The organism is Roseburia intestinalis L1-82 (assembly GCF_900537995.1).
In the GTDB taxonomy this organism is placed as follows: Bacteria; Bacillota; Clostridia; order Lachnospirales; family Lachnospiraceae; genus Roseburia; species Roseburia intestinalis.
Map to the genome: position 1 here is coordinate 421,344 of NZ_LR027880.1, position 23,352 is coordinate 444,695.

Sequence of the window (23,352 nt, forward strand, 5' to 3'; positions counted from 1 at the left end):
TTAAAAATAAATTTAAAATCTATAAAAAGACATGATATTAATAGCACTTAAAATATAAATGAAAAGAAAAGAGGAAAAACAAATGAGGAAGAAATGTGTGTGTGTATTACTTTCTGCAGCGATGGCAATGACCATGTTTGCCGGATGCGGAAACAAGGATCAGGCGTCAGCAGGTGAGACTAATACGGTGGCTTCCGCAGATGCAGAAAAATCTTCTGAGACAGAGGGCGCAGAAGTAAATGCTGACGAATCATCAGGCGCAGATATGTCAGCAACGGAGGCGGCAGAGGAAACTTCAGAAGCAGCAGAAACAACTGCAGCAGAGCCTTTTGAGGCGACCACGGTAACGGTATTTGCAGCGAAAAGTTTAAACACGGTTATGGAAGAGCTGATCGCAGAGTATAACAAAACGCAGCCGAATGTATCTATCGTGGGAAGTTATGACAGTTCAGGTACCCTGATGACACAGATCGAGGAGGGAGCAGCCTGTGATGTATTCTTTTCCGCAGCACAGAAACAGATGGATCAGCTTCAGGATGAGGACGGACTGGCTGTTGACGGAACCAGACACAACGTTGTAAACAATCAGGTCTGCGTGGTCACATGGAAAGGAAGTGGAACGGAGGTAACCGGACTTTCTGATATTGGAAAAGCAAAGAGCATTGCGTTTGCAGACGGTTCTGTTCCGGTTGGAAAATATACCAGACAGGCAATGGTAAATGCAGGAATGCTGGACAAAGTGGACGATGTTTCACAGATCACGACATCGGAAATCCAGGAAGCACTTGGCGGTGTGGAAATTAACGAGTGTGCCAATGTAGGTGCGGTAACGGCTGCGGTTGCAGAGGGATCGAATGAAGTCGGAACCGTATATTATTCAGATACTTACGGTTTTGAGGATCGTCTTCAAATTTTAGAGGTGGTTCCTTATGAGCTGACAGGAAATGTTATTTATCCGGTAGCACAGATCATCAATAAAGAAGCAGATGAGTTAGAGCAGAGTGCTGCGGAGGATTTTATCAATTTCCTGACTTCAGACGACGCAAAAACGATCTTCCAGAAATACTATTTTGATACAGATGTTGAATAAAGATTAAATTTTTTAAACAGCCGTTTATTTTCAAACCAATAAAGACAGTGATTGAGACAGTAGATTTTATGCTGCAAAAATGATCAGGATAAAAGATGGATGATAAATGGCTGTCTGAAAATTTAAAATGAAAACAGGAGGCAGTTATGAGTCAGTTGGCAGCATATTTAAGCGGACTTGACTGGAGTCCGCTTTTAATCTCGTTAAAGACCGGAATTGTAGCAACCATTATTTCGTTTTTTTTAGGAATCTATGCAGCGCGAAAAGTTGTGAAAGCAGGACCGCGTGTTAAGGCGGTTGCAGATGGAATTCTGACACTGCCGATGGTGCTGCCACCGACGGTAGCCGGGTTTTTCCTGCTGTTGCTGTTCAGCCTCAGGAGACCGTTTGGAGCATATCTTTACGATAGATTTGATTTTAAGGTGGTACAGACATGGCTTGGCTGTATCCTCGCGGCGACGGTAATCGCATTTCCACTCATGTACCGGAATGCCAGGGCAGCGTTTGAGCAGATCGATGTAAATCTGATCTATGCGGCACGGACACTTGGGATGCCTGAAATTAAAATTTTCTGGAAAGTGGTCGTTCCGGCAGCGGGACCGGGTATTGCATCCGGAACCGTTTTAACGTTTGCAAGGGCTCTCGGTGAGTATGGCGCAACCTCAATGCTTGCGGGAAATATTCCGAAAAAAACGAGTACGATCTCACAGAAAATTGCAATGGTCATCCAGGACGGCGACTATGCGACAGCGGGATTCTGGGTGATTGTGATATTAGTGATTGCATTTGTGGTCATATTTTTATTAAATATCATTACGGCAAAAAATATGAAACATGTGAGCAGATGGTAGGGCAGTCAGGAGGAAAAAGGAAAGCAGCATATAAAATATGCGACAGATGGTGAGGCAGGAGGACTGTGATGAGTCTGAAAGTAAATATAAAAAAGAGGCTGGGGAACTTTAATTTAGACGTCGCGTTCGAGACCGAGCGTGGCGTATTTGCGATTCTTGGGGCATCCGGATGTGGAAAGAGCATGACACTAAAATGTATAGCCGGAATTGAGACGCCGGACGAAGGACGGATCGAATTAAATGGCAGAGTTTTATACGACTCTGCAAAAAAGATCAATCTCACCCTGCAGAAACGGCGTGTCGGTTATATGTTTCAGGACTATGCCCTGTTTCCGAATATGACGGTCGAACAGAATATCAAAGCCGGCATGGGAAAACATCCGGAGGAAGAAAAAGTAAGATCTTATATCAACCGTTTCCGTTTAGAGGGGCTGGAAAAACATTACCCCGCACAACTTTCCGGCGGGCAGAAACAGCGTGTGGCAATGGCGCGGATGATTGCTTCTGAGCCAGATATCCTGCTTTTGGATGAACCATTTTCTGCGCTTGACAGTTACCTGAAATGGGAGCTGGAGCAGGAAATGCGAGATATGTTAGCGGAGGTGCAAAAACCGGTACTTTTTGTTTCACACAACCGGGATGAGGTTTATCGTCTGTGCAGCGTGGTAAGCTGCATCGACCATGGAAAAATGGAGGTCATAGAGAAAACAAAAGAATTTTTCCATAACCCGAAAACAAAGACGGCGGCAGTGTTATCCGGATGTAAGAACATTTCTGCAGCAGAAATTGTGGATAACAACCATATAAAAGCGCTTGGCTGGGGGATAACCCTTTGCGTTTCGGAGATTCCGGAGGAAACAAAGGCGGTTGGTATCCGGGCACATTCGTTTTATCCGGTGAATGCAGAGCAGATATCTGGCAAAGAGAGTGCAGCAAATGAATCTCGTGTGAGTGTGATACAGGAGGGAACGGGCTTTAAAAAGTATAGGAACCCTGTACAGGAGGAAAATATTTTTAAAATTGAGGAATCCCGTATCATTGAGGATCCGTTTGAGTGGAATATTTCATTTCGTCCATCGAAAGAGAGCGGGTGGCTTCAGTGGAAAATAGCAAAAACAGAACAGGAAGATTCGCCAGGACCGATCCCGCCGGCTCTGGCAGTGCATGCAAAGGACATTTTATTGTTAAAGGACAATGCCTATGAATAACAGACAACTGACTATTTTCCGTACAGTGTGTGAAGAGGGAAGCATGACAAAGACGGCCGAAAAACTATATATGACACAGCCTGCGGTGAGTCAGACCATCAAGGAATTAGAGCAGGAGAGCGGTGTCTGTTTTTTAGAGCGCTATAACCGTAAAGTGGTGCCGACGGAGAGCGGCAGGCTTCTATATCAGTATGCATGCCATATCCTTGGATTGTATCAGGATTTGGAACAGCATTTAAAAGAAACGGAAGGGGTGCGGACAATCCGTATCGGTGCAAACCTTTCTGTCGGCGTGAAAATGCTGCGTGGATTTATCCGTGCATTTGAAAAAAAGTATCCAGATATCCAAGTGAAAGTAACGGTTAGCGGGTCAGTGCGGCTGATGGAACTTTTAAAAACGCATCAGATCGATCTGGGATTGATGGAAGATCTGCCTGGCGAGACCGACTATATCCAGGAGCCGTTTGCAAAGGACCGGACACTGATCGTTGCGGCACCGGATCATCCACTGGCGGGGAAGGAGCATGTCAGATTTGAGGACCTGAAAAAAGAAAATTTTCTTCTGCGGGAAAAGGGAGCCGGGGTACGTGACCGTTTTGAAGCCATTTTAAGGACAAAAGACTGTGTGATCGATCCGCTCTGGGAGAGCCGGAGCACGAAAGTACTTGTGCAGGCGGTGGAAGATGGCTTTGGTATTTCTGTGCTGCCATATTGTCTGATTGAGGAATATTTAAAAGAAGGCCGTCTGGCGGAAATAAAAGTGGAAGATCTTTGTCTTGAAAGAAATTTAAATCTGGTATATCATCCACATAAGGTATGGAATGATCCACTCCGTGATTTTATGGATATTGTGCGCTGGTATGGGCATGATGAGATTAGAGCGATGAAAACAACCGATGGTATGTTTCACGGGCAGACTGATACGAACACGCTGTTGCTGTAAAATAAAAAGAACAGGTTTCCTGAGGTGGAAACGCTGTCCTTTTCTATGCTATAAATGTGTGTGTGTATATAGCAATTAAAATGTATCATGGATTTGATATAACTTCAAATAGGATAAAATTATAGAAAACATAAGTAAATACTTATGAGAGAAACGGAGATATGATATGAACCTGTTAGACATCATCGGACCTGTGATGGTCGGTCCATCCAGCTCCCATACGGCAGGAGCCGTCAAGATCGGGAGAGTCAGCCGTAAGCTGCTTGCGGAAGAAGTAAAAGAGGCAAAAATATATTTTCACGGTTCCTTCCTTGCAACGGGAAAGGGACATGGCACGGATAAGGCGCTGATCGCTGGACTTTTGGGCATGCAGGTGGATGATCCGGCAATCCCGGACAGTTTTCGGATTGCAGGCGAAAGAGGAATGGATTTTTCCTTAGAGGGGATTGATCTTGGTGATGTGCATCCCAATTCAGTGAAAATGAATCTGACAGGTGTTTCCGGGCGTACACTCGAAGTGGTTGCGGCTTCGATTGGAGGCGGGCGGATACAGATCTGTGAGCTTGACGGGATCACTGCCAATTTCAGCGGCGATTATCCGACACTGATCGTGCACAATATCGACCAGCCGGGACATGTCACCGAAGTGACTTCCATGCTCGCACACAAGGGTGTCAACATTGCAACAATGCAGCTTTACCGGAAAAGCAGGGGTGGCAGCGCCGTCATGGTCATAGAGTGCGATCAGGAAGTGCCAAAAGAATCACTTGCATGGCTGGAGCGGTTAGAGGGCATATTAAAAGTGACATATTGCAGTCTTGTGGAAGAGTAGAATTTATCATAAGAAAGTAGGAACATTTCATGTATGGATCATTACAGGAATTATGCGAATTAGAAGAAAAATCCGGGAAACCGTTCTGGAAGATCGTGCAGGAGGACGACCGCAGGGAGCAGGGGATCACGGAGGAAGTATCATTTGAGCAGATGCGCGCGATGTATCAGGCGATGAAAGATGCGGATGCGCGTTATGATGAAAAATTAAAATCCGAGAGCGGACTTGTCGGTACGGAAGGCAAAAAGATGATGGAGGCGAGGGCAGAGGGAACTTTGCTCTGTGGAGATTTTATCGGGAAAGTCATGGAGAAGGCATTAAAGACCAGTGAGTCAAATGCATGCATGAAGCGTATTGTCGCGGCACCGACTGCCGGTTCGTGCGGAGTTGTACCGGCGGTATTTTTGAGTCTGCAGGAAGAAAAAGGCTATTCTGAGGAAAAAATGGTGGAAGCACTGTTTGTAGCAGCCGGGATCGGCGGAGTGATCGCAGAGCGTGCTTTTCTGGCAGGTGCAGCGGGAGGCTGTCAGGCAGAGATCGGTTCTGCGTCTGCGATGGCAGCGGGCGGAGTTGTGCATTTATCAGGCGGCAGTGCAAAAGAGATCGCAAATGCAGCGGCACTGGCTTTAAAAAATCTGTTGGGACTTGCCTGTGATCCGGTTGCCGGTCTGGTGGAGGTGCCGTGCGTGAAACGAAATGTGATGGGCGCAGTCAATGCACTGACATCGGCGGATCTGACGAGTGCGGGAATCTTCAGCAAGATTCCGCCGGATGAGGTGATCGATGCGATGCGGAGTATCGGAAGAAGCATGTCCGAGGATATCCGTGAAACAGGAAAAGGCGGACTTGCGGGAACACCGACCGGAGTGGAGATCCGTGAGCGGATGGCCGGGGGCAGAACGCAGGAAGCATGATGCCGTAGATGGAAAAAATGAGATAAATCGGTTTTGGTTATTTGACAAGGCAACACACATGACTGACCTGTTTGACAGGTGGGTTGTGATGGTGTTGCTTTTTTTGCGTTATAGAAATTTTCTAAATTTTATGAATAAATTTGTTGACAATATCGTAACATAGTGCTATGGTTAGTTACACAAGTAATGAACCACATAACAAACCAACCACATAATGCCAACGGAATCTTATCAGGAATGAAATTGAAAGAAAGGAGCCACCATGCATGAATGAAATCTTAACGCAGGAGAAATCCATTTATCTGCAGATCGCAGAAATGATCGAAACAGATATTTTGAGGGATATTCTTCTGGAGGAAGAGCGTGTGCCGAGTACCAATGAGCTGGCAAAGTTATATGCGATCAACCCGGCGACTGCGGCGAAAGGCGTGAATATATTGGTAGATGAAGGAATCTTATATAAGAAAAGGGGAATCGGCATGTTTGTAGCAGAAGGGGCAAAAGAAAACATTTTAAACCGCAGGCGGAATGAATTTTTTGATCACTATGTCAAAAAATTGTTAGAGGAAGCGGCAAGCATTGGACTTGATAAAAATGAGGTCATTAAACTGATCCAGTCAGCAGATCAATAAGGGGGAAGATAAAATGGAAAATAAGATGGAAGCAATCATCTGCAGTAATGTCAATAAGAGTTATGGGAAAAAAGAAGTTTTAAAAAATATAGATTTTACACTGGAAAAAGGAAAGATCTATGGTCTGATCGGAAGAAACGGTGCTGGAAAAACAACATTATTATCGATTTTATCCGCACAGAATCCGGCGACGGAGGGAAATGTGACCTGGAACGGCGAAAAGATATGGGAAAACAGAAAAGCATTAGATCATATCTGTTTTTCCAGAGAACTTTCAACCAACCTGTATGGAAGTGGTGTCAGTTCATTAAAAGTAAAAGAGTATTTAAAAAATGCATCTTACTATTATCCGAACTGGGATCAGAAAATGGCAGATGAGCTGATTGAAAAATTTGAGCTGAATACGAAACAGCGTATCAACAAAATGTCGAAGGGTATGCTTTCCATGGTAACGATCATTGTGGCGCTTGCCAGCAAAGCGGATTTTACTTTTTTAGATGAGCCGGTAGCGGGGTTAGATGTCGTGATGCGCGAGTACTTTTACCATAAACTGATGGAAGAATACACCGAAACAGGCCGTACCTTTGTGATCTCCACACACATTATCGAGGAGGCAGCGGATCTGATGGAGGAGGTCATCATGATCAAGGATGGCAGCCTTTTACTGAAAGAAAATACACAGGATCTGCTAGAGAGAAGTTATCATGTCAGCGGACTTGCGGAAGTGGTAGATCAGGCAGCGGAAGGTTATGAGAAACACCACGAGGAAAAAATGGGACGCAGCAAGAGCGTGACGATCCTTTTAAAAGAAGGCCAGGAGCTGCCAAAGGGCTATGATGTGACGATCCAGCCGATCAGCCTGGAAAAATTATTTGTTTCACTGTGCGGATTAGATGACTAGGAAATAGCGGGAGGAATGGAAAATGGAACAGTCTAAAATGATAATAAAAAGGAACCTGCTTTTCTGGGGAAAATATGGAATACAGATGACAGCCATCCTGATTGGATTTGTTTTGCTGTACGGTTTGTTTTTCAGTATGGGTGAGAGTGCTGACAGTGGATTCTGGCAGAGCGCTAATTTCTTTGCGGTCCTGATCGGCATCATGTTTAACTATATTGGACCGATCAGTTATGGAGGAGCCTATATTCCGATGGTGCTTTCATTTGGATCAGGCAGAAAGGAAGCTGCATGGGGTGCGCAGCTGTTATATGCGGGCTATGCGGTGACTGCATATCTGTTTATCCTTTTTACGGGATATATGTCCGCAGGCAGAATGGATGGATTTAAGAATATACTGATCGCGGAAGCATTTGTTTTGTGTATTGCATTCGGTCAGATCTGCGCTGTTCTGCAGATGCGTTATGGAAAAAAGGGAATAGCAGTCGGCATCATTGTGACAGTTGCAGTTGTGATGGGTATTGGTGCAGGTTTTATTATGGGCAGCGATCTGGCGGATACGCTGACTGCATGGTTTCAGGGACAGTCCGGCAGTGTTATTTCGATGGGACTTTTGATCGGTGCAGTAGTAGCAGCTGCGCTGTATGCGGTCAGTCTGGTCATGATGCTTCGCGTTGTATCGAAGTATGAAGTCCGGGTATAAAACAGAGTATTTTGTGTAGAAGACTGGGACGACAGAGCAACGGGAGTATTTTATACACAAAATGAAAACCGTATGAAAGGGGTAGCGTGGGAATGACAGGTAATTTTTTGATACAGTGTAAGACAAGAAAAATGGAAGTGCTGCAGTTCCTTGCAGTTGCATTTGGCAGCTATGTATTTGGAATCATTGTTATGATGATCATCCGGGCAAATACCATGGAAGAAAATGAGTGTGTCACTCTTGGAATGTTGATCGCGATGGCAGCACTGGTATTTATGCATTTCTTTGGTATCATATTTTCTTTTGTCGGGGAATTTAATATGGCAATTTCCATGGGAGCGACAAGAAGAGCATATGTGGGAAGTTATGCATTGTTTAATATGGCAGAACTGGCAGGATTAGAACTGTTACTGTTCGTGCTTGGGAAGATAGAATCCGCCCTGATGCGCGTGATTTATCCGCAGTGCGAAGTGATACTTGACCTCACACAGTATTTTCAGTGGAAATATCTTCTGGCAGTGATTGTGGGAATGACGATCGTTGAACTGTTTTTAGGGGCTGTAACCCTGCGGTTTGGAATGAAAGCATTCTGGGCAATCTGGGCGATCTGGATGTTTGTCACACTTGTGCCGGCGAAATTAATTGAAAATGAAGCACTGGCAGCAAAGATGCATCAGTTTGGCATGCAGATCGGATTCGGAAATATCGTGCAGTATCTGGTTGTCGTTGGAGTCATAGCCGCAGTCATTATGGCAGTGCTGGGGTGGAATTTTCTGAAAAAACAGAGTGTAACGGTGTGAGAATGTCAGAACTGGAAAGATAACAGAATGGGTGAAATGCCGGTGTGAAAAATAGAAAGCAACAGTATAGGGAATGCCAGAGATGGAAAGATAGCAAAAAGCTGGACTGTGTGAAAAAATGAGTATAAAATATAAGAAAAGGCAGAGCCGGGGATGAAGCGGTTCTGCCTTTTCTTTATGCATAATTTATGCATGCATAGATTATGTGCAATTAGTATTTGTTGCTGCGTCTCCAGATGTGCATCTTTTCAGCCTCTTTGATCAGCTCGTCACGGAAATCCGGGTGAGCGATGGAGATTAATGCCTCTGCTTTCTGCCATGCGGAAAGTCCTTTGACATTGACTTTACCGTACTCAGTTACAACATAGTGTGTGTTGGCACGGGTATCGGTTACGATGGAACCGTTGGCAAGTGTCGGGCGGATTCTTGACTGCACCTGTCCGTCTTTGGTCTTAAAGGTAGAGGACAGACAGATAAAGCTCTTGCCGCCTTTTGACAGGTAAGCACCTAAAACGAAGTCTAACTGTCCACCGGCACCACTGATCTGCTTGATACCTGCTGACTCTGCATTGACCTGACCATAGAGGTCGATATCAACGGCGTTGTTGATGGAAATAAAGTTATCGAGTGCAGAGATCGAACGGATATCGTTGGTGTAATCAACCGGAGCACTCATCAACTCTGGGTTGTCGTCTAAGTAATCGTACATTTTTTTGGTACCTGCACCGAAAGCGTAGGTCTGACGGTAACGGTCGATATTTTTCTTCGCACCGGTGATCTTTCCTGCTTTTGCGATGTCAACAAATGCATCTACATACATCTCTGTGTGGACACCGAGGTCTTTTAAGTCAGACTCTGCAATCAGGGAACCGACAGCGTTTGGCATACCGCCGATACCAAGTTGTAAGCATGCACCGTTCGGGATCTCGTCTACGATCAGTTTTGCAACCGTTTTGTCGATATCTGTTGCAGGACCGCCGGCACCAAGCTCGCCGATCGGAGGATTCGAACCCTCTACGATATAGGTAACATCGGAAATGTGAATTCCGCATTCTGTTCCGCCAAGGCAGCGCGGCATGTTTTCATTGACCTCTACGATGATGTGTTTTGCTCTCTCACACATTGCACCGAGATGGGAGGCACTTGGTCCGAAATTGAAATATCCATGGGAATCCATCGGAGCTACCTGAAACATTGCTACATCATCCGGGCAGTCAAGCTCGCGGTAGTAACGTGGCAGTTCGGAGTAACGGATCGGTGAATAGAAAGCGCATCCGCGGCTGATCATTTTACGTTCGATACCGGACATATGCCATGAGTTCCATGTAAAGTGCTCACCGGCATCTTCGCGTGCGAAAGTAGCTAACGGTTTTAAAAGGATACCACCGCGCAGGTTCACGTTTGTCAGCTCATCGGTACGTTTTGCCAGCGCCTGATCAAGGGCATCTACGGTGTTTGTACACCAGCCGAAATCAACCCAGTCACCGGATTTGATCAATTTTACCGCCTCGTCGGCAGATACAAGTTTCTGTTTGTATTCCTGTGAATAATCCATCACAAATACCTCCTCATAATTGTAAAAAATCATGATATAAAAAGATTGTTAAAAATTTACCATAGTCTTATCCTAACACTTTATGGAGAGTTTGACAAGTCAATTAAGTTACTGTTCACACATACTGTGTGAGCAGTAACAATTACAGCCTATTTTAAATGCATCTTCGATGCATGGGGCTGTAATCTGGCATGATATAGTCTTTGGCGCACAGCTTGACAGCAAGTGTCAAGCTTGCGAGTGAACAGTAACTCAATTAATTCTCTACCGGCATCGTCCAGCTCTGCGACTCACGGCGGTATTTTTCCAGCGCTTCCTCATAGCTTGAGACCAGCATGGTATCGGAAGGAATATTCGATTTGGCTTCGGCGAGGAGCAGTTCATAACATTCAACTAACCCGTACAGAGGGAGATCGCCGCTGGTGTGGACATCTAAGATGCTCTCCGTTTCATAGGCAGCATTGTAGAACCAGATGACTGCTTCATTTAAATCTTTCTGCGCGAGAAAATAGGTACCAAGCTCATAGCAGATCTCGGAACATGGAGTGGTCAGCATATCCTTCATCGTCAGCTTGAAAAATTCATTTTTGTTGTCCTCTAAGCGGTACACATGTGCGAGTACGCAGGAGGCTTCTTTCATGGCATCATCGGTGAGGTCATGTTCTAAGATATACTGGAAAATTGGTTTCGCATCCTGAAAGTCTTTTGTGTCACCGGTCTTTAACAGCTCTTTGGCATACATCGTGCGGATCTTCGGAGAGAGTTCGTGGCCGCTCTGGAAGTTTTTGATAAATATGGAAAAATCACGTTTGCTGTGAAAATTCTGCGGTTTATGTAAAATCTCAACGTCGCTGTCGAAGATCACAGGAGTCAGGCGGACTGTCTCGTGCACCGGATCGACCCAGGTAAAGGTGCGCAGACGCTTGAACAGTTTCGGACGGTATTCTTTTTTTGCATTTAAAACGGTGTCGAAATCGGCATCCGTCACATATTTCATCTGAACGATCTCAATTTCCGGCAGCAGTGCATTTTTGAGCCGGAGAAAACGCTCATGGTTAAAATCATCTAAAACTTCGTCCGCATCGGCGGCATATATGTAATCCATATTCGCTTTTGAAAAAGAAAAATTTCTCGCCGCGGAAAAATCGCTCGTCCATTTAAAATCATAGACCTGACTGGTATATTTTGCAGCGATCTCCTTTGTGTGGTCCGTGGAACCGGTATCCACGATGATGATCTCATCCATCAGATCTGCAATCGAGTCGAGACATCGCGCGAGAACCGCCTCCTCATTTTTAACGATCATGCATAAACTTATCGTAGCCATGGAAAATCCCCCTGTTGTGTATATTTTTAAGACTGGATCTGTCAATATTTTTGTATTTATTATATCGGACATGACAGGCAGTTACAAGAAACAGTTTTTGTGTAAAAAATATTTTATAGGCAGCACGGAATGTGCTACAATGGGTAAATGCAAAAATCAGGAAATGAGGAAAACAAATGAAATTAAATGAACAATGGATGCAGAAAACCATTGTGGTGTGGATCGGTGCGCTGCTTTGCTGTGCGTTGTGGCATTGGTGCTGGTCTGCGTGGGAATTTATATTGTAAATTACGGAAAAGAAAAAGCGTGAGAAAGGTGGATGAAAAATGAGTGCAGTTGTGACATTAAAAAAGGGCGAGGGAAGAACGATCAAAGCAGGCGGTGCCTGGATTTTTGATAATGAGATCGATACGGTCATGGGAAGTTTTGAAAACGGAGAGATCGTGGTCGTGCATGATTTTGACGGCTATCCGATGGGCAAAGGATTTATCAATACCAATTCAAAAATCCGCATCCGTATGCTGACAAGACATGTGGACCAGGAGATCGACCGCACATTTTTACAGATGCGCGTGAAAAATGCCTGGGAATACCGCAAAACGACGGTCGATACATCATCCTGCCGTGTGATCTTCGGGGAAGCAGACTTTTTGCCGGGACTTGTCGTTGACAAATATGAGGATGTGCTCGTGGTGGAATGTTTAGCACTTGGCATGGAGCAGTTTAAGGAGACGATCGTTTCTTTATTAAAGGAAGAACTTGCAAAAGACGGCATCAAAGTGCGCGGCGTCTACGAGAGAAGCGACGCTAATGAGCGCACCAAAGAAGGACTTCCAAAGGTAAAAGGATTTATCGGGGAAGAATTTGACACCAATGTTGAGATCAAGGAAAACGGAGTCCGTTATCTTGTCGATGTCGTAAACGGACAGAAAACCGGATTTTTCTTAGACCAGAAGTATAATCGTCTTGCGATGCAGCGGATCTGTAAAGGGAAAAAGGTGTTAGACTGCTTTACCCATATGGGAACATTCGCCTTAAACGCCGGAATTGCAGGGGCAGCGGATGTCACAGGTCTTGACATTTCCGAGTATGCCGTGCAGCAGGCAAACGAAAATGCGCGCAGAAACGGACTGGAGGATACCGTTCATTTCCGCTGTGCAAACGTGCTCGATGAACTGCCGAAACTGGCGCAGAGCGGCGAACAGTATGATGTTGTTATCTTAGATCCGCCGGCATTTACCAAGTCGCGCCAGGCAACGAAAAACGCGATCAAAGGTTACCGTGAGATCAACATGAAAGGCTTAAAACTGGTAAAAGACGGCGGCTATCTTGCAACCTGTTCCTGCTCCCATTTCATGACACAGGAACTTTTGGCAAAGACAGTCAAAGAGGCGGCAAAGGCAGCACACAAGAGACTCCGCCAGGTGGAATTCAGAACACAGGCGCCGGATCATCCGATTCTCTGGGCAAATTCTGCGAATGTGCCGGAGAGTTATTATTTGAAGTTCTACATCTTTCAGGTTGTAGAAGAACGCTAGGCGTTCGTCATGAGAAGTAAGGACTGGGAAGTGGTGGAAATGCTTGATTGATAAGTGATGGAAGGCATTTGACGTTGACAGAGAAAACCTCGTAAAGTATCGCAAAATATCACAAAACCGTGATTCAAAGTGGTAAGAAAAGTGGTAAGTCTGAGTGGTAAGCACCTGAATAGAAAAGTGATAAAGAAATTGCCAGGGCAATGTACAACCCCGGAAGTCAGATTAAAATCTGACATTCGGATGCTGATGCATGATCCTGGCAATTTTGTGATTACTTAAAATCACAGGTTTGTTTGTGGTGCATGCTATTTGTTTTAAAGGTAGGAAACCAGCTCATCCATGCCAATGCGCATATCTTTATGACGCTCTGCGGATGCATCCGGTTCATCACTGTATCCGAGTGCTAAGATATTGACCGGTTCTAAGTTTTCCGGAAGGTTCAGTTCTTCTTTTAATATGTCCGGGTTAAAGTAGCAAATCCAGACACTGCCAAGACCAAGCTCGGTTGCCTCAAGCATCATATGGTCGGTCAGGATCGAGGCATCGATGTCGGTTGTGATCTTGCCGTCAAACGGACGCTTCCAGGCTTTTGTCTTATTGGCACAGACGACAATGGCAGCCGGTGCCTGATAAATATTTGCTGCTTTTCCGACTTTTTCCAGTCCTTCTTTGCTTTTTACGACTATAAGGCGTACCGGCTGCATGTTCGCGGCGGTCGGTGCTACGTGGGCAGCCTCTAAGATTTTATCCAGTTTTTCCTGTTCAATTTCTTTTCCTGTGTACTTTCGTACAGAATGTCTCTTTTTTGCAATCTCTAATAATTCCATGATAATCTCCATTCTTGAGCTGTTTTTTGCGCATCTTGAGTTTGTGTGTAAGCACGGATCTTGCGTGTGAAAAATCTTATTTTTCACGCTAATCCTCCATGCTTGAGCTGATTTTTGCACATAATTGAATTTCATGCGGTTTCGCTGGGATAATCCTGTTTATTTCGGATTCTATCTTGTGTTTCTGAACGTTCATGTCTATAATTATATGGAAATGCAGAATATAAGCAAGTATGCACTTTTTTGATATATACTTCCGAAAAAGTAAGTAAGGAGAAATAGATCTATGAATAAGGAATTTAACTGTCCGGTGGAGGCGACGATCTCCCTGATCGGCGGCAAATACAAGTCGGTCATTTTGTTTCATCTGATGGGAAAAACGCTCCGCTACAGTGAACTTCATAAAAAGATACCGAAAGCCACCGATAAAATGCTCGCACAGCAACTTCGGGAACTGGAAAAAGACGGACTTATCAAAAGAACCGTCTATCCGGTTGTCCCGCCCAAAACAGAGTACAACCTGACGGAGTTTGGAGAGAGCCTGTCACCGATCCTAAATGCCATGTGTAACTGGGGAGAGTCCTATCTGAACATTCCGAGTCAGTGTGTGGAAGAGTCGTGAGGCGGAAAGGTTTGAGGGACAAGTGAAAAGCAGGAATACTGTGTCTTGGTGCAGAGCGGGGAACAGAGCACGATGAGAGATTGAGGATTGTGCGCAGGATTTGTGCTTGTGCGTAAACATGAGGTGTCAATGAAAGTGTTGTTTTTATTGAAAAGAATGGAGGATTGAAATGGCAGATAAAAATGCAATGAAAAATAAAAGTGCAATGAGGAACAAAAGTAAAGTTAAAAATAAAGACATAGCGAAAAATAAAGCTGCAGGCAAGAAAAAGTATGCAGTTGATAAAACAATGAAGCAGGAGGCAGAAAAACGAACCGCCGGAAAAATGGGAAAGAAAAAATATGCGGTTGATAAAACAGTGAAGCAGGAAGCAGAAAAGCGAACCATCGGAAAAATGGAAAAGAAGTATGCAGTGACTAAAGCATTTACAGAAAAAACGGATCATGGAAAATCGGTAAAAGAGAAAAAAGTATCAGGAAAAAACACGTCGGAAAAAATGATCACGAAGAAGCAGAACGCAGACATGTGCCAGTATGCAAAAAAATGCGGTGGCTGCGATTATCAGGGACTTTCCTATGAAAAACAGCTCAAAGAAAAGCAGGAATATGTTAGAAAAAATGTCGGAGAATTTTGCAGAGTACTGCCGATCATCGGGATGGAACATCCCTATCATTACCGCAACAAAGTGCATGCAGTATTTGACATTGCAAAAGGCGGATCTGTCATTTCCGGCGTATACAAAGCAGGGACACACGATGTTGTAAACATAGATTCCTGCCGGATCGAAGATGAGACGGCAGATGCGATCATCCGCGATATCCGGGGACTTTTACGTTCCTTTAAAATCAAGACTTATGATGAGGATACCGGATATGGTCTGCTGCGTCATGTACTGGTGCGTCGCGGTTTTCACAGCGGAGAAGTGATGGTAGTATTAGTGCTTGGCTCCCCGATCCTTCCGTCCAAGAATAATTTTGTCAAGGCACTGCGTAAACTTCACCCGGAGATCACAACGGTCGTTCTTAATGTCAATGACAAAAAGACCAGTATGGTTTTAGGAGAAAAAGAGACAGTTATTTACGGAAAAGGCTATATTGAGGACACACTCTGTGGCTGTACTTTCCGCATTTCCCCCAAATCATTTTATCAGGTGAATCCGGTACAGACTGAAATCCTTTATACGAAGGCGATCGAGTATGCCGGACTGACGGGAAAAGAGAGGATTGTGGATGCTTACTGTGGCATTGGAACGATCGGTCTTATTGCAGCGTCGAAAGCAAAAGAGGTCATCAGTGTGGAGTTAAACCGTGATGCAGTCAGGGATGCCGTAACCAACGCAAAACGCAATGACATCAAAAATGTCCAGTTTTACAATGCCGATGCAGGACAGTTTATGGTGGAGATGGCGGAATACCGTGCCGATCAGAAAAAAAATCAGGTGCCGGATGCCACAAAATCGGGAAAAAAGGCAACACCGGATGGCAATGTGGATGTCGTATTCATGGACCCGCCAAGAGCAGGAAGTGACGAGGCGTTTTTATCTTCGGTCATCCGGCTTGCTCCGAAGCGCGTAGTGTATATTTCATGTAACCTGGAGACACTTGCAAGGGATTTAAAGTATCTGACGAAACATGGGTATCAGGCAAAGGAGTGTCAGCCGGTGGATCTTTTTCCGTGGACGAAACATGTTGAGACGGTAGTACTGCTTTCCCACAAAAAGCCAGACGGACATATCAACGTAAAAGTTGAGTTTGGCGAGGGTGAGGGAAAAGTTCCGCTTGATAATATCGCTAAAAGAGCCGAAGAATATAAGCCCAAAGAACGAGTGACCTACAAAATGATAAAGGAGTACATAGAAGCTAAATACGGCTTCAAGGTACATACCGCATATATCGCAGAGGTAAAAAGAGATTTAGGCTTGCCAATGTACGATGCTCCTAATGCGGTAGAGGAATTGAAACAGCCGAGGAAGCATCCGACAGCAGAGAAAGTGGAAGCCATAAAGGATGCGTTGAAGCATTTTGAAGTGATTTAATGAGGATAGGCGTATCATTAGAAATAGTGGTACGCTTATTTTTGTCCCTTTTTGCAGATTTGTCCTTTCCCCTGCTTTCCAATATAATGAAGCTAAAGAAGTGGAGGTGTGCTTATGAGAGAGAAATTTAATCATCTGTATTTGGATAGCCACGAAAGAAAACTTTTGATACATAGCCTTGTAGAGTTAAAAAATCAGCTCATACAGCAAGGCAGATATACGGATTGTATTGACGAGCTTATTTTTAAGGTCATAAATGCACCGACCAAGAGAATGAAAATTGAATATGTCTAAGGCAAATTACGAAGCCGCTTATTCTTATTGATTTTAAGAGTAGGCGGCTTTTTTGCGTTCTCTGGTACTGTTTACATAGCTACCTTGACAAAGTGGCTAAATCTATGTGAAAGGAGGACGCATCTATGTCAAATTGCAAAGTAATTGCTCTGACTAACCAGAAGGGTGGTGTCGGAAAAACAACCACAGCGGTCAATTTGGGTGTAAGTCTGGTGCAGCAGGGTAAAAAAGTCCTGCTGATTGATGCCGATGCACAGGCAAATCTCACGATGGCTCTGGGGTATAACAGACCAGACGATATTCCCATAACGCTCTCTACTGTGATGCAAAACATCATAGACGATAAAACGCTTGATGCTTCACAGGGTATTATCCATCACAGAGAGGGCGTTGACCTGCTTCCGTCAAACATTGAGCTGTCGGGCTTTGAGGTAAGGCTAATCAATGCAATGAGCCGTGAGCGTGTGCTGAAAACCTATGTCAATGAGGTTAAAAAGAATTACGATTATGTGCTTATTGATTGTATGCCGAGCTTAGGCATGATAACCATCAATGCTCTGGCGGCGGCTGACAGCGTAATTATCCCGACACAGCCCCACTATCTCTCGGCTAAAGGTCTGGAGCTTTTGCTTCGCTCCGTATCAATGGTCAAGCGGCAAATCAACCCAAAGCTGCGAATAGACGGTATCTTAATGACTATGGTAATGCCCCGTACCAACATTTCTAAGGAAATTACGGCAACGGTCAAAAGTGCATACGGTAAGAAAATCAAGGTATTTGATACCGAGATACCTCATTCTATCCGTGCGGTGGAAGCTACCGCAGAAGGCAAAAGTATTTTTGCTTACGACAAAAGCGGCAAGGTTGCCGCAGCCTATGAGCAGTTAGGAAAGGAGGTGGCAGAGATTGGCGAGAAGCAGAGAAACCAAAATCGAGCTGACCGCATACGATGACCTTTTTCAGACGGACGAAAGCCGTGAGGAAGCAAAGCTAAGCAAGATACGGGATATTCCCATATCGGAGATTGACGAGTTTCCAGACCACCCGTTCAAGGTTTTAATGGACGAAGATATGGAACAACTTGTTGAGAGTATCAAGCGAAACGGTGTAATGACCCCTGCGACAGTTCGCTTAAAAGAGGACGGACGGTATGAGCTTATCAGTGGTCACAGGCGAAAAAAGGCTTGTGAACTTGCAGGACTTGAAACGCTGAAATGCGAGGTCAAAGAGCTTACCCGTGATGAAGCCATTATTGTCATGGTGGAAAGTAATCTCCAACGCTCTGTTATTTTGCCGAGTGAGAAAGCGTTTGCGTATAAAATGCGGTTGGAAGCTATGAAACGACAGGCAGGCAGACCCCCAAAAGAAAATGCGTCGCCATTGGCGACTAATTTATCAAAAGGGCGTTCTGATGAGGAATTAGGAGAACTTGTTGGAGAAAGCAAAGACCAGATACGCCGCTATATCCGTCTAACGGAGCTTGTACCCGAAATCCTGCAAATGGTAGATGAAAGGCAGATTGCATTCCGTCCTGCGGTTGAAATTTCCTATCTGACCGAGGAACAGCAATACACCCTGCTTGAAGCAATGGAGTACAACGATGCTACCCCGTCATTGGCACAGGCTATCAAAATGAAGAAGTATAACCAAGACGGCAAGCTCACTTCCGAGGTTATCCAGTCCATTATGGAGGAAGAAAAGCCCAATCAGAAGGAAAAACCCGCTTTCCGTGACGAGAGGATAACCAAGCTCATTCCCAAGACTGTTCCCAGAGGGCAGGAAACGGATTTTGTTGTCAAGGCGTTAGAGTTTTATAACCGACACTTGCAGCGGAACAAGGCTCACGAGAGATAGCCACACATCGAGGGCGAGGTCTGCCCATTTGAGTGGATAGCCATTATTTTGGCTTCCCCCTCTCCACACCTCACCCCCTAACTACTGCCAGTAACTATCCGAGAAAAGAAATACTTTAGGCTGTCCATAACGGGCAGCTTTTTTCGGTCAGTAAGGCAAAATATTCAATCCAAATTACAGGAGGTAACTATGAAAATCCCTAAATTGTTCAAAAAGGCTGCGGCTTTTGTAATGGCTGCGGTCACGGCATTATCCATAATGCCTGCGACGGCGTTTGCTGCGGGTGACATCGGGACGATTTCCTTTTCCCACACCTATGACAGCAACGGTAATACGATGAGGTACAATTCCAGTGCGAATATCGGCGGCTATACCGCAGGCGGAACAGGAAATTACAAGTACCGTATGTTTGTGGATGGCGAGAATGCGTTTTGTATTCAGCCGGGAGTACCGCTGAAAACAGGAAACACCTTAAAAAAGGCTTCCTCTGATACTTGGAACGCCCTTTCAGCCAACCAGAAAAAGGCGGTTGGGCTTGCCCTGCTCTATGGGTATCAGGGCAACCGAAATAATCTGTCAGGAAGTGATGATGAAAAATGGCTTGCCACGCAGACACTCGTTTGGGAGTTTGTCACAGGCTGCCGTGAAGCCACAGGCTCATATAACCAGACAAGCACTACCGTTTACAGCCTGCACTTCGGTTCAAATTATGCCAACAGCGGAGCAAGGGCAGTGTATGACCAGATTGTTGCGATGCTGCGTGAGCATAACACCATTCCGAGCTTTATGTCGGGTGGTAAGAATGACATCACAAAGGAGCTTGCCTACAAGGACGGAAAGTACAGCATCACATTGAATGACAGCAACGGCGTGCTTTCTGATTACAGCTTTTTAAGCTCTGACAGTAATGTGAGTGTATCGAAGTCTGGAAATAAGCTGACAATCAGCTCCACTGTAGCTATCAGCGGTTCTGTCCGCATTACGGCAAAGAGGAACAATGTGCCGACTGTCAGCAGCAGTGCAAAGCTCATTGCCTATGGCGACCCGAACTTGCAGGATTTGGTAACAGGTGTGGAGAATGCTGATACCGTGTCTGCATATATCAATATCGAAACGCCGACAGGCACGATTGCCCTCAAAAAGACTTCTGAGGACGGAGTTGTGGAGGGCATCTCTTTTACAATCAAAGGTGATAACTTCAATAAAACAGTTAAGACAGGAAAGGACGGCTCTGTCTCCGTGGAGGGATTATTCCCTGGCACTTATACGGTCACAGAACAGTCTATTGACCGTTATGAGCCGCAGAAAACCCAGACCGTCACACTTATCGGAGGAAAAACCTCTACTGTGACCTTCAGCAATATTTTGAAGCGTGGCAGTCTGGAAATCGTCAAGACTTCCGAGGACAATCTGGTGGAGGGAATGAAATTCCACCTTTATGGCACATCTTTAAGCGGCTTGCCTGTTGACGAGTATGCCGTGACTGATAAAAATGGACTGGCTAAGTTTGAAAATGTCCTTATCAGTGGCGATACCCCGTATGTGGTTGAGGAAGTGGATACCGCAGTCCGCTATGTCGTTCCTGCTTCCCAGACAGCTCCGATTGAATGGAACAAGGTCACAAAACGCAGCTTCGACAATGTGTTGAAAAAATTCCAAGTGACTGTGACAAAGACCGATGCAGAAACAGGTTCTCCGCAGGGCAATGCTTCCCTTGCAGGTGCGGTTTACGGCATCTATAAAGGTGAGGAACTGATTGACACCTACACGACTGATGAAAACGGTCAGTTTACGACCAAGTATTATATCTGTGATAATGATTGGACTGTCCGTGAAATCAGCCCGTCCGAGGGGTATCTTCTGGATACCGCAATCCACAAGGTAGGTGCAGAACCAGAGCTATACACGGTAGAGCTGAACAGTACCGCAAACGATGTGAATGAACAGGTCATCAAAGGCAATATCGCACTCATCAAGCATACGGATAACGGGGAAACCCAGATTGAAACACCCGAAGAAGGTGCGGTATTTGAAGTGTTCCTCAAATCCGCAGGCAGCTATGAAAATGCAAAGGAAACCGAGCGTGATGTGCTGACATGTGACGAGAACGGTTTTGCCCAGACAAAGGATATGCCGTATGGCATTTATACCGTCCGCCAGACCTCTGGTTGGGAGGGGCGTGAACTGATGAAAGACTTTGATGTGTTTATCAGCAAGGACGGTCAGACCTACCGCTACCTTATCAACAACGCTAACTTTGAGAGCTATATCAAAATCGTAAAGAAAGATGCAGAAACAGGCAATACAATCCCGTATGCAGGTGCAGGCTTCCAGATTTACGACCCGAATGGAAATCTTGTGACTATGACTTTCACTTATCCCGAAGTGACGACCATTGACACCTTCTATACTACGGCAGACGGCGACCTTATCACACCGCAGACATTGGAATACGGCAAAGGCTATTCCCTTGTGGAAGTACAAGCCCCGTATGGGTATGTCTTAAATTCCGAGCCTGTTTATTTTGATGTGGTGCAGGAAAATTCCGAGGAAGAAAGCGGCATTACCGTTATTGAGGTAGTACGTTCCAATATGGCACAGAAAGGCACAATTACCGTAGAAAAGTCTGGCGAGGTATTCAGCTCCGTTGCAGGCGATAAGGGATTGTATCAGCCGATTTTCTCTGTCAGCGGTCTTGAGGGTGCAGTCTATGAAATTACCGCAGCCGAGGATATTGTCACTCTGGACGGGACGGTCAGAGCAAACAAGGGCGAGGTTGTAGATACCGTTACGACAGGAAAAGACGGTACAGTAAAATCCAAAGAACTGTATCTCGGAAAATATGAGGTTAAGGAAATCACAGCTCCGTATGGAATGGTGCTGAATGAGGAAGTCCGTTCTGTTGAGCTTGTGTATGCAGGACAGAATGTTGATGTAACGGAAACGGCTACTTCTTTCTATAATGAAAGACAGCGTGTTGAAATCGACCTCATCAAGAGCCTTGCCATTGATGAAGCCTACGGCATTGGCAAGAATGGAGAAATCTTTGATGTGACCTTTGGCTTGTATGCGGCGGAGGAACTCACAGCCGCAGATGGAAAGACCATTCCTGCGGACGGTCTGATTGAGGTCATTTCCCTTGATGAAAGCGGTCACGGGAAAGCTATCAGCGACCTGCCGATGGGCAGCTATTATGTGCAGGAAATCTCGACCAACTCCGCATATATTGTCAGCGATGCAAAATACCCTGTTACTTTTGAATACGCAGGACAGGATACCGAAACTGTCCGCATCACAGCCAATGAGGGCGAAGCTATCACAAATGACATTATTTACGGCTCTGTAAGCGGTAAGAAATCTGATGAGGACGGAAAGGCTCTGGGAGGTGCAGTTATCGGTATCTTTACGACAGGAACTACCGAGTTTACAAAGGAAAATGCGATTGCAGCTACCACATCAAAAGATGATGGTAGTTTTTCTTTTGCCAAAGTGCCGTATGGAACTTGGATAATCCGTGAAATCGAAAGCCCGAAGGGATATGTACTCTCCGAGGAAGAAATCGCCGTGCCAATCGGCAAGGTGGACGAAGTTGTGGAAATCGAACTTGTCAACTACTTCATTAAGGGCAATATCGCTTTGACAAAGGTTGATGAGGATTATCCCGACAACAAGCTGTCTGGTGCGGTATTTGAGGTTTACTCCGATACTAATGGCGATGGGAAACTGGATAAAGACGATACGCTGCTTGGCGAAATGAAAGAACTTGACGGCGGCGTTTACCAGATGAGTGAACTCCGCTACGGCAAATATCTGGTAAAGGAAACCAAAGCTCCGACAGGCTTTGTGCTTGATGAAAATGTGTATTCCGTATCCGTTGAGGAGAACGGCAAGACCTACACCGTGGAAAATAAGGCGGGTGTAGGATTTATCAATGCAGCACAGAAAGGCTCTCTTAAAATCGTAAAGACTTCCTCTGACGGTAAGGTGGAGGGCTTCTCTTTCCGTGTGACAGGCGTGGACTATGACCAGACCTTTAAGACAGATAAGAACGGAGAAATCGTGATTGAGGGCTTGCGGATTGGCGACTATACCGTATCCGAAGTAAGCGACAAGGCTTCCGCAGGATATATCCTGCCTGCCGATAAACAGGCAACGGTCAAGGTGGACGCTACGGCTATCGTGCAGATGCACAATGAGTTCAGGGATACCCCGAAAACAGGCGATGACTTCAATCTGGGCTTATGGGTAAGCCTTGCAGCGTTGTCTGTTGTTGGTGCGGGCGTTCTCGGATTTGTCGGCTATAAGAACAGAAAGAAGAAAAAGGAGGACTAATTGATGGACGCTAAAACCATTATCGCAATCGTGCTTGTCGTGTTCATTGTGGGTGCGGCGGTATGGCTGAATATCCGTAACAGAAAGAATAAGTAAG

Annotated in this window: 20 protein-coding genes; 17 read left to right on the forward strand and 3 right to left on the reverse strand. The window is 45.3% G+C overall.

All coding sequences use genetic code 11. From position 1 onward, the window contains the following. Positions 1-82 precede the first annotated feature (82 nt). The 10 genes from modA to RIL182_RS02125 all read left to right on the forward strand — a co-directional run bounded on the left by modA (position 83) and on the right by RIL182_RS02125 (position 8,871). Complete coding sequence (modA, locus tag RIL182_RS02080; RefSeq protein ID WP_330368969.1) at positions 83-1,090, forward strand: molybdate ABC transporter substrate-binding protein; 1,008 nt, start codon at positions 83-85, stop codon at positions 1,088-1,090. Positions 1,091-1,236: 146 nt separating this feature from the next. Next, positions 1,237-1,941, forward strand: coding sequence for a molybdate ABC transporter permease subunit (modB, locus tag RIL182_RS02085; protein WP_006857219.1), 705 nt, complete (start codon positions 1,237-1,239; stop codon positions 1,939-1,941). Between the two features lie 68 nt (positions 1,942-2,009). Further along, the gene (locus RIL182_RS02090; protein ID WP_006857220.1) at positions 2,010-3,149 is read left to right on the forward strand and encodes a sulfate/molybdate ABC transporter ATP-binding protein; all 1,140 of its coding nucleotides are present in this window, start codon (positions 2,010-2,012) and stop codon (positions 3,147-3,149) included. Then, on the forward strand, positions 3,142-4,092 hold the full coding sequence (locus tag RIL182_RS02095) for a LysR family transcriptional regulator (protein ID WP_006857221.1): 951 nt from the start codon (positions 3,142-3,144) through the stop codon (positions 4,090-4,092). The genes RIL182_RS02090 and RIL182_RS02095 overlap by 8 nt, the downstream gene beginning before the upstream one ends. Positions 4,093-4,258: 166 nt before the next feature. Continuing rightward, entirely contained in the window at positions 4,259-4,924 is a 666-nt protein-coding gene (sdaAB, locus tag RIL182_RS02100; RefSeq protein WP_015522507.1) for an L-serine ammonia-lyase, iron-sulfur-dependent subunit beta, read from the forward strand. Positions 4,925-4,953: 29 nt separating this feature from the next. Beyond that, positions 4,954-5,838 (forward strand): L-serine ammonia-lyase, iron-sulfur-dependent, subunit alpha, encoded by an 885-nt coding sequence (gene sdaAA, locus RIL182_RS02105; RefSeq protein WP_006857223.1) that lies wholly within the window; start codon positions 4,954-4,956, stop codon positions 5,836-5,838. A 266-nt stretch (positions 5,839-6,104) separates the two neighbouring features. Further along, positions 6,105-6,470 (forward strand): GntR family transcriptional regulator, encoded by a 366-nt coding sequence (locus tag RIL182_RS02110; protein ID WP_006857224.1) that lies wholly within the window; start codon positions 6,105-6,107, stop codon positions 6,468-6,470. A gap of 13 nt (positions 6,471-6,483) precedes the next feature. Next, positions 6,484-7,371, forward strand: coding sequence for an ABC transporter ATP-binding protein (locus tag RIL182_RS02115; protein ID WP_006857225.1), 888 nt, complete (start codon positions 6,484-6,486; stop codon positions 7,369-7,371). 22 nt (positions 7,372-7,393) lie between these two features. Beyond that, positions 7,394-8,071 carry a hypothetical protein gene (locus RIL182_RS02120; RefSeq protein ID WP_006857226.1) on the forward strand — a complete coding sequence of 226 codons (678 nt, stop codon included), beginning with the start codon at positions 7,394-7,396 and terminating at the stop codon, positions 8,069-8,071. Between the two features lie 92 nt (positions 8,072-8,163). Beyond that, a complete protein-coding gene (locus RIL182_RS02125) occupies positions 8,164-8,871 on the forward strand; it encodes a hypothetical protein (protein WP_006857227.1) in 708 nt (235 codons plus the stop codon). 211 nt (positions 8,872-9,082) lie between these two features. On the opposite strand, the gene RIL182_RS02130 is transcribed toward RIL182_RS02125, so the two are convergent. Next, positions 9,083-10,426 (reverse strand): butyryl-CoA:acetate CoA-transferase, encoded by a 1,344-nt coding sequence (locus RIL182_RS02130; protein ID WP_044999017.1) that lies wholly within the window; start codon positions 10,424-10,426, stop codon positions 9,083-9,085. 256 nt (positions 10,427-10,682) lie between these two features. Continuing rightward, positions 10,683-11,753: a glycosyltransferase family 2 protein gene (locus RIL182_RS02135; protein ID WP_044999027.1), complete on the reverse strand. Its 1,071-nt coding sequence runs from the start codon at positions 11,751-11,753 to the stop codon at positions 10,683-10,685. A 326-nt stretch (positions 11,754-12,079) separates the two neighbouring features. Here RIL182_RS02135 and RIL182_RS02140 point away from each other — a divergent pair, with 326 nt between their 5' ends. Next, positions 12,080-13,291 (forward strand): class I SAM-dependent rRNA methyltransferase, encoded by a 1,212-nt coding sequence (locus RIL182_RS02140; protein WP_006857228.1) that lies wholly within the window; start codon positions 12,080-12,082, stop codon positions 13,289-13,291. Between the two features lie 314 nt (positions 13,292-13,605). Here RIL182_RS02140 and RIL182_RS02145 read toward each other — a convergent pair whose 3' ends face one another. Continuing rightward, a complete protein-coding gene (locus tag RIL182_RS02145) occupies positions 13,606-14,130 on the reverse strand; it encodes a nitroreductase family protein (RefSeq protein WP_082241359.1) in 525 nt (174 codons plus the stop codon). Between the two features lie 274 nt (positions 14,131-14,404). Here RIL182_RS02145 and RIL182_RS02150 point away from each other — a divergent pair, with 274 nt between their 5' ends. The 6 genes from RIL182_RS02150 to RIL182_RS02175 all read left to right on the forward strand — a co-directional run bounded on the left by RIL182_RS02150 (position 14,405) and on the right by RIL182_RS02175 (position 23,255). Further along, positions 14,405-14,740, forward strand: a complete 336-nt coding sequence (locus RIL182_RS02150; protein ID WP_006857229.1) for a winged helix-turn-helix transcriptional regulator — start codon at positions 14,405-14,407, stop codon at positions 14,738-14,740. Positions 14,741-14,909: 169 nt separating this feature from the next. Continuing rightward, positions 14,910-16,775 (forward strand): 23S rRNA (uracil(1939)-C(5))-methyltransferase RlmD, encoded by a 1,866-nt coding sequence (gene rlmD, locus RIL182_RS02155; protein ID WP_006857230.1) that lies wholly within the window; start codon positions 14,910-14,912, stop codon positions 16,773-16,775. A gap of 114 nt (positions 16,776-16,889) precedes the next feature. After that, on the forward strand, positions 16,890-17,069 hold the full coding sequence (locus tag RIL182_RS02160; protein WP_006857231.1) for a hypothetical protein: 180 nt from the start codon (positions 16,890-16,892) through the stop codon (positions 17,067-17,069). A gap of 125 nt (positions 17,070-17,194) precedes the next feature. Beyond that, on the forward strand, positions 17,195-18,022 hold the full coding sequence (locus tag RIL182_RS02165; RefSeq protein ID WP_006857232.1) for a ParA family protein: 828 nt from the start codon (positions 17,195-17,197) through the stop codon (positions 18,020-18,022). Next, positions 17,976-18,923: a ParB/RepB/Spo0J family partition protein gene (locus RIL182_RS02170; RefSeq protein WP_025577642.1), complete on the forward strand. Its 948-nt coding sequence runs from the start codon at positions 17,976-17,978 to the stop codon at positions 18,921-18,923. The genes RIL182_RS02165 and RIL182_RS02170 overlap by 47 nt, the downstream gene beginning before the upstream one ends. A 189-nt stretch (positions 18,924-19,112) precedes the next feature. Further along, positions 19,113-23,255: a SpaA isopeptide-forming pilin-related protein gene (locus RIL182_RS02175; protein WP_119223947.1), complete on the forward strand. Its 4,143-nt coding sequence runs from the start codon at positions 19,113-19,115 to the stop codon at positions 23,253-23,255. Positions 23,256-23,352: the final 97 nt, after the last annotated feature.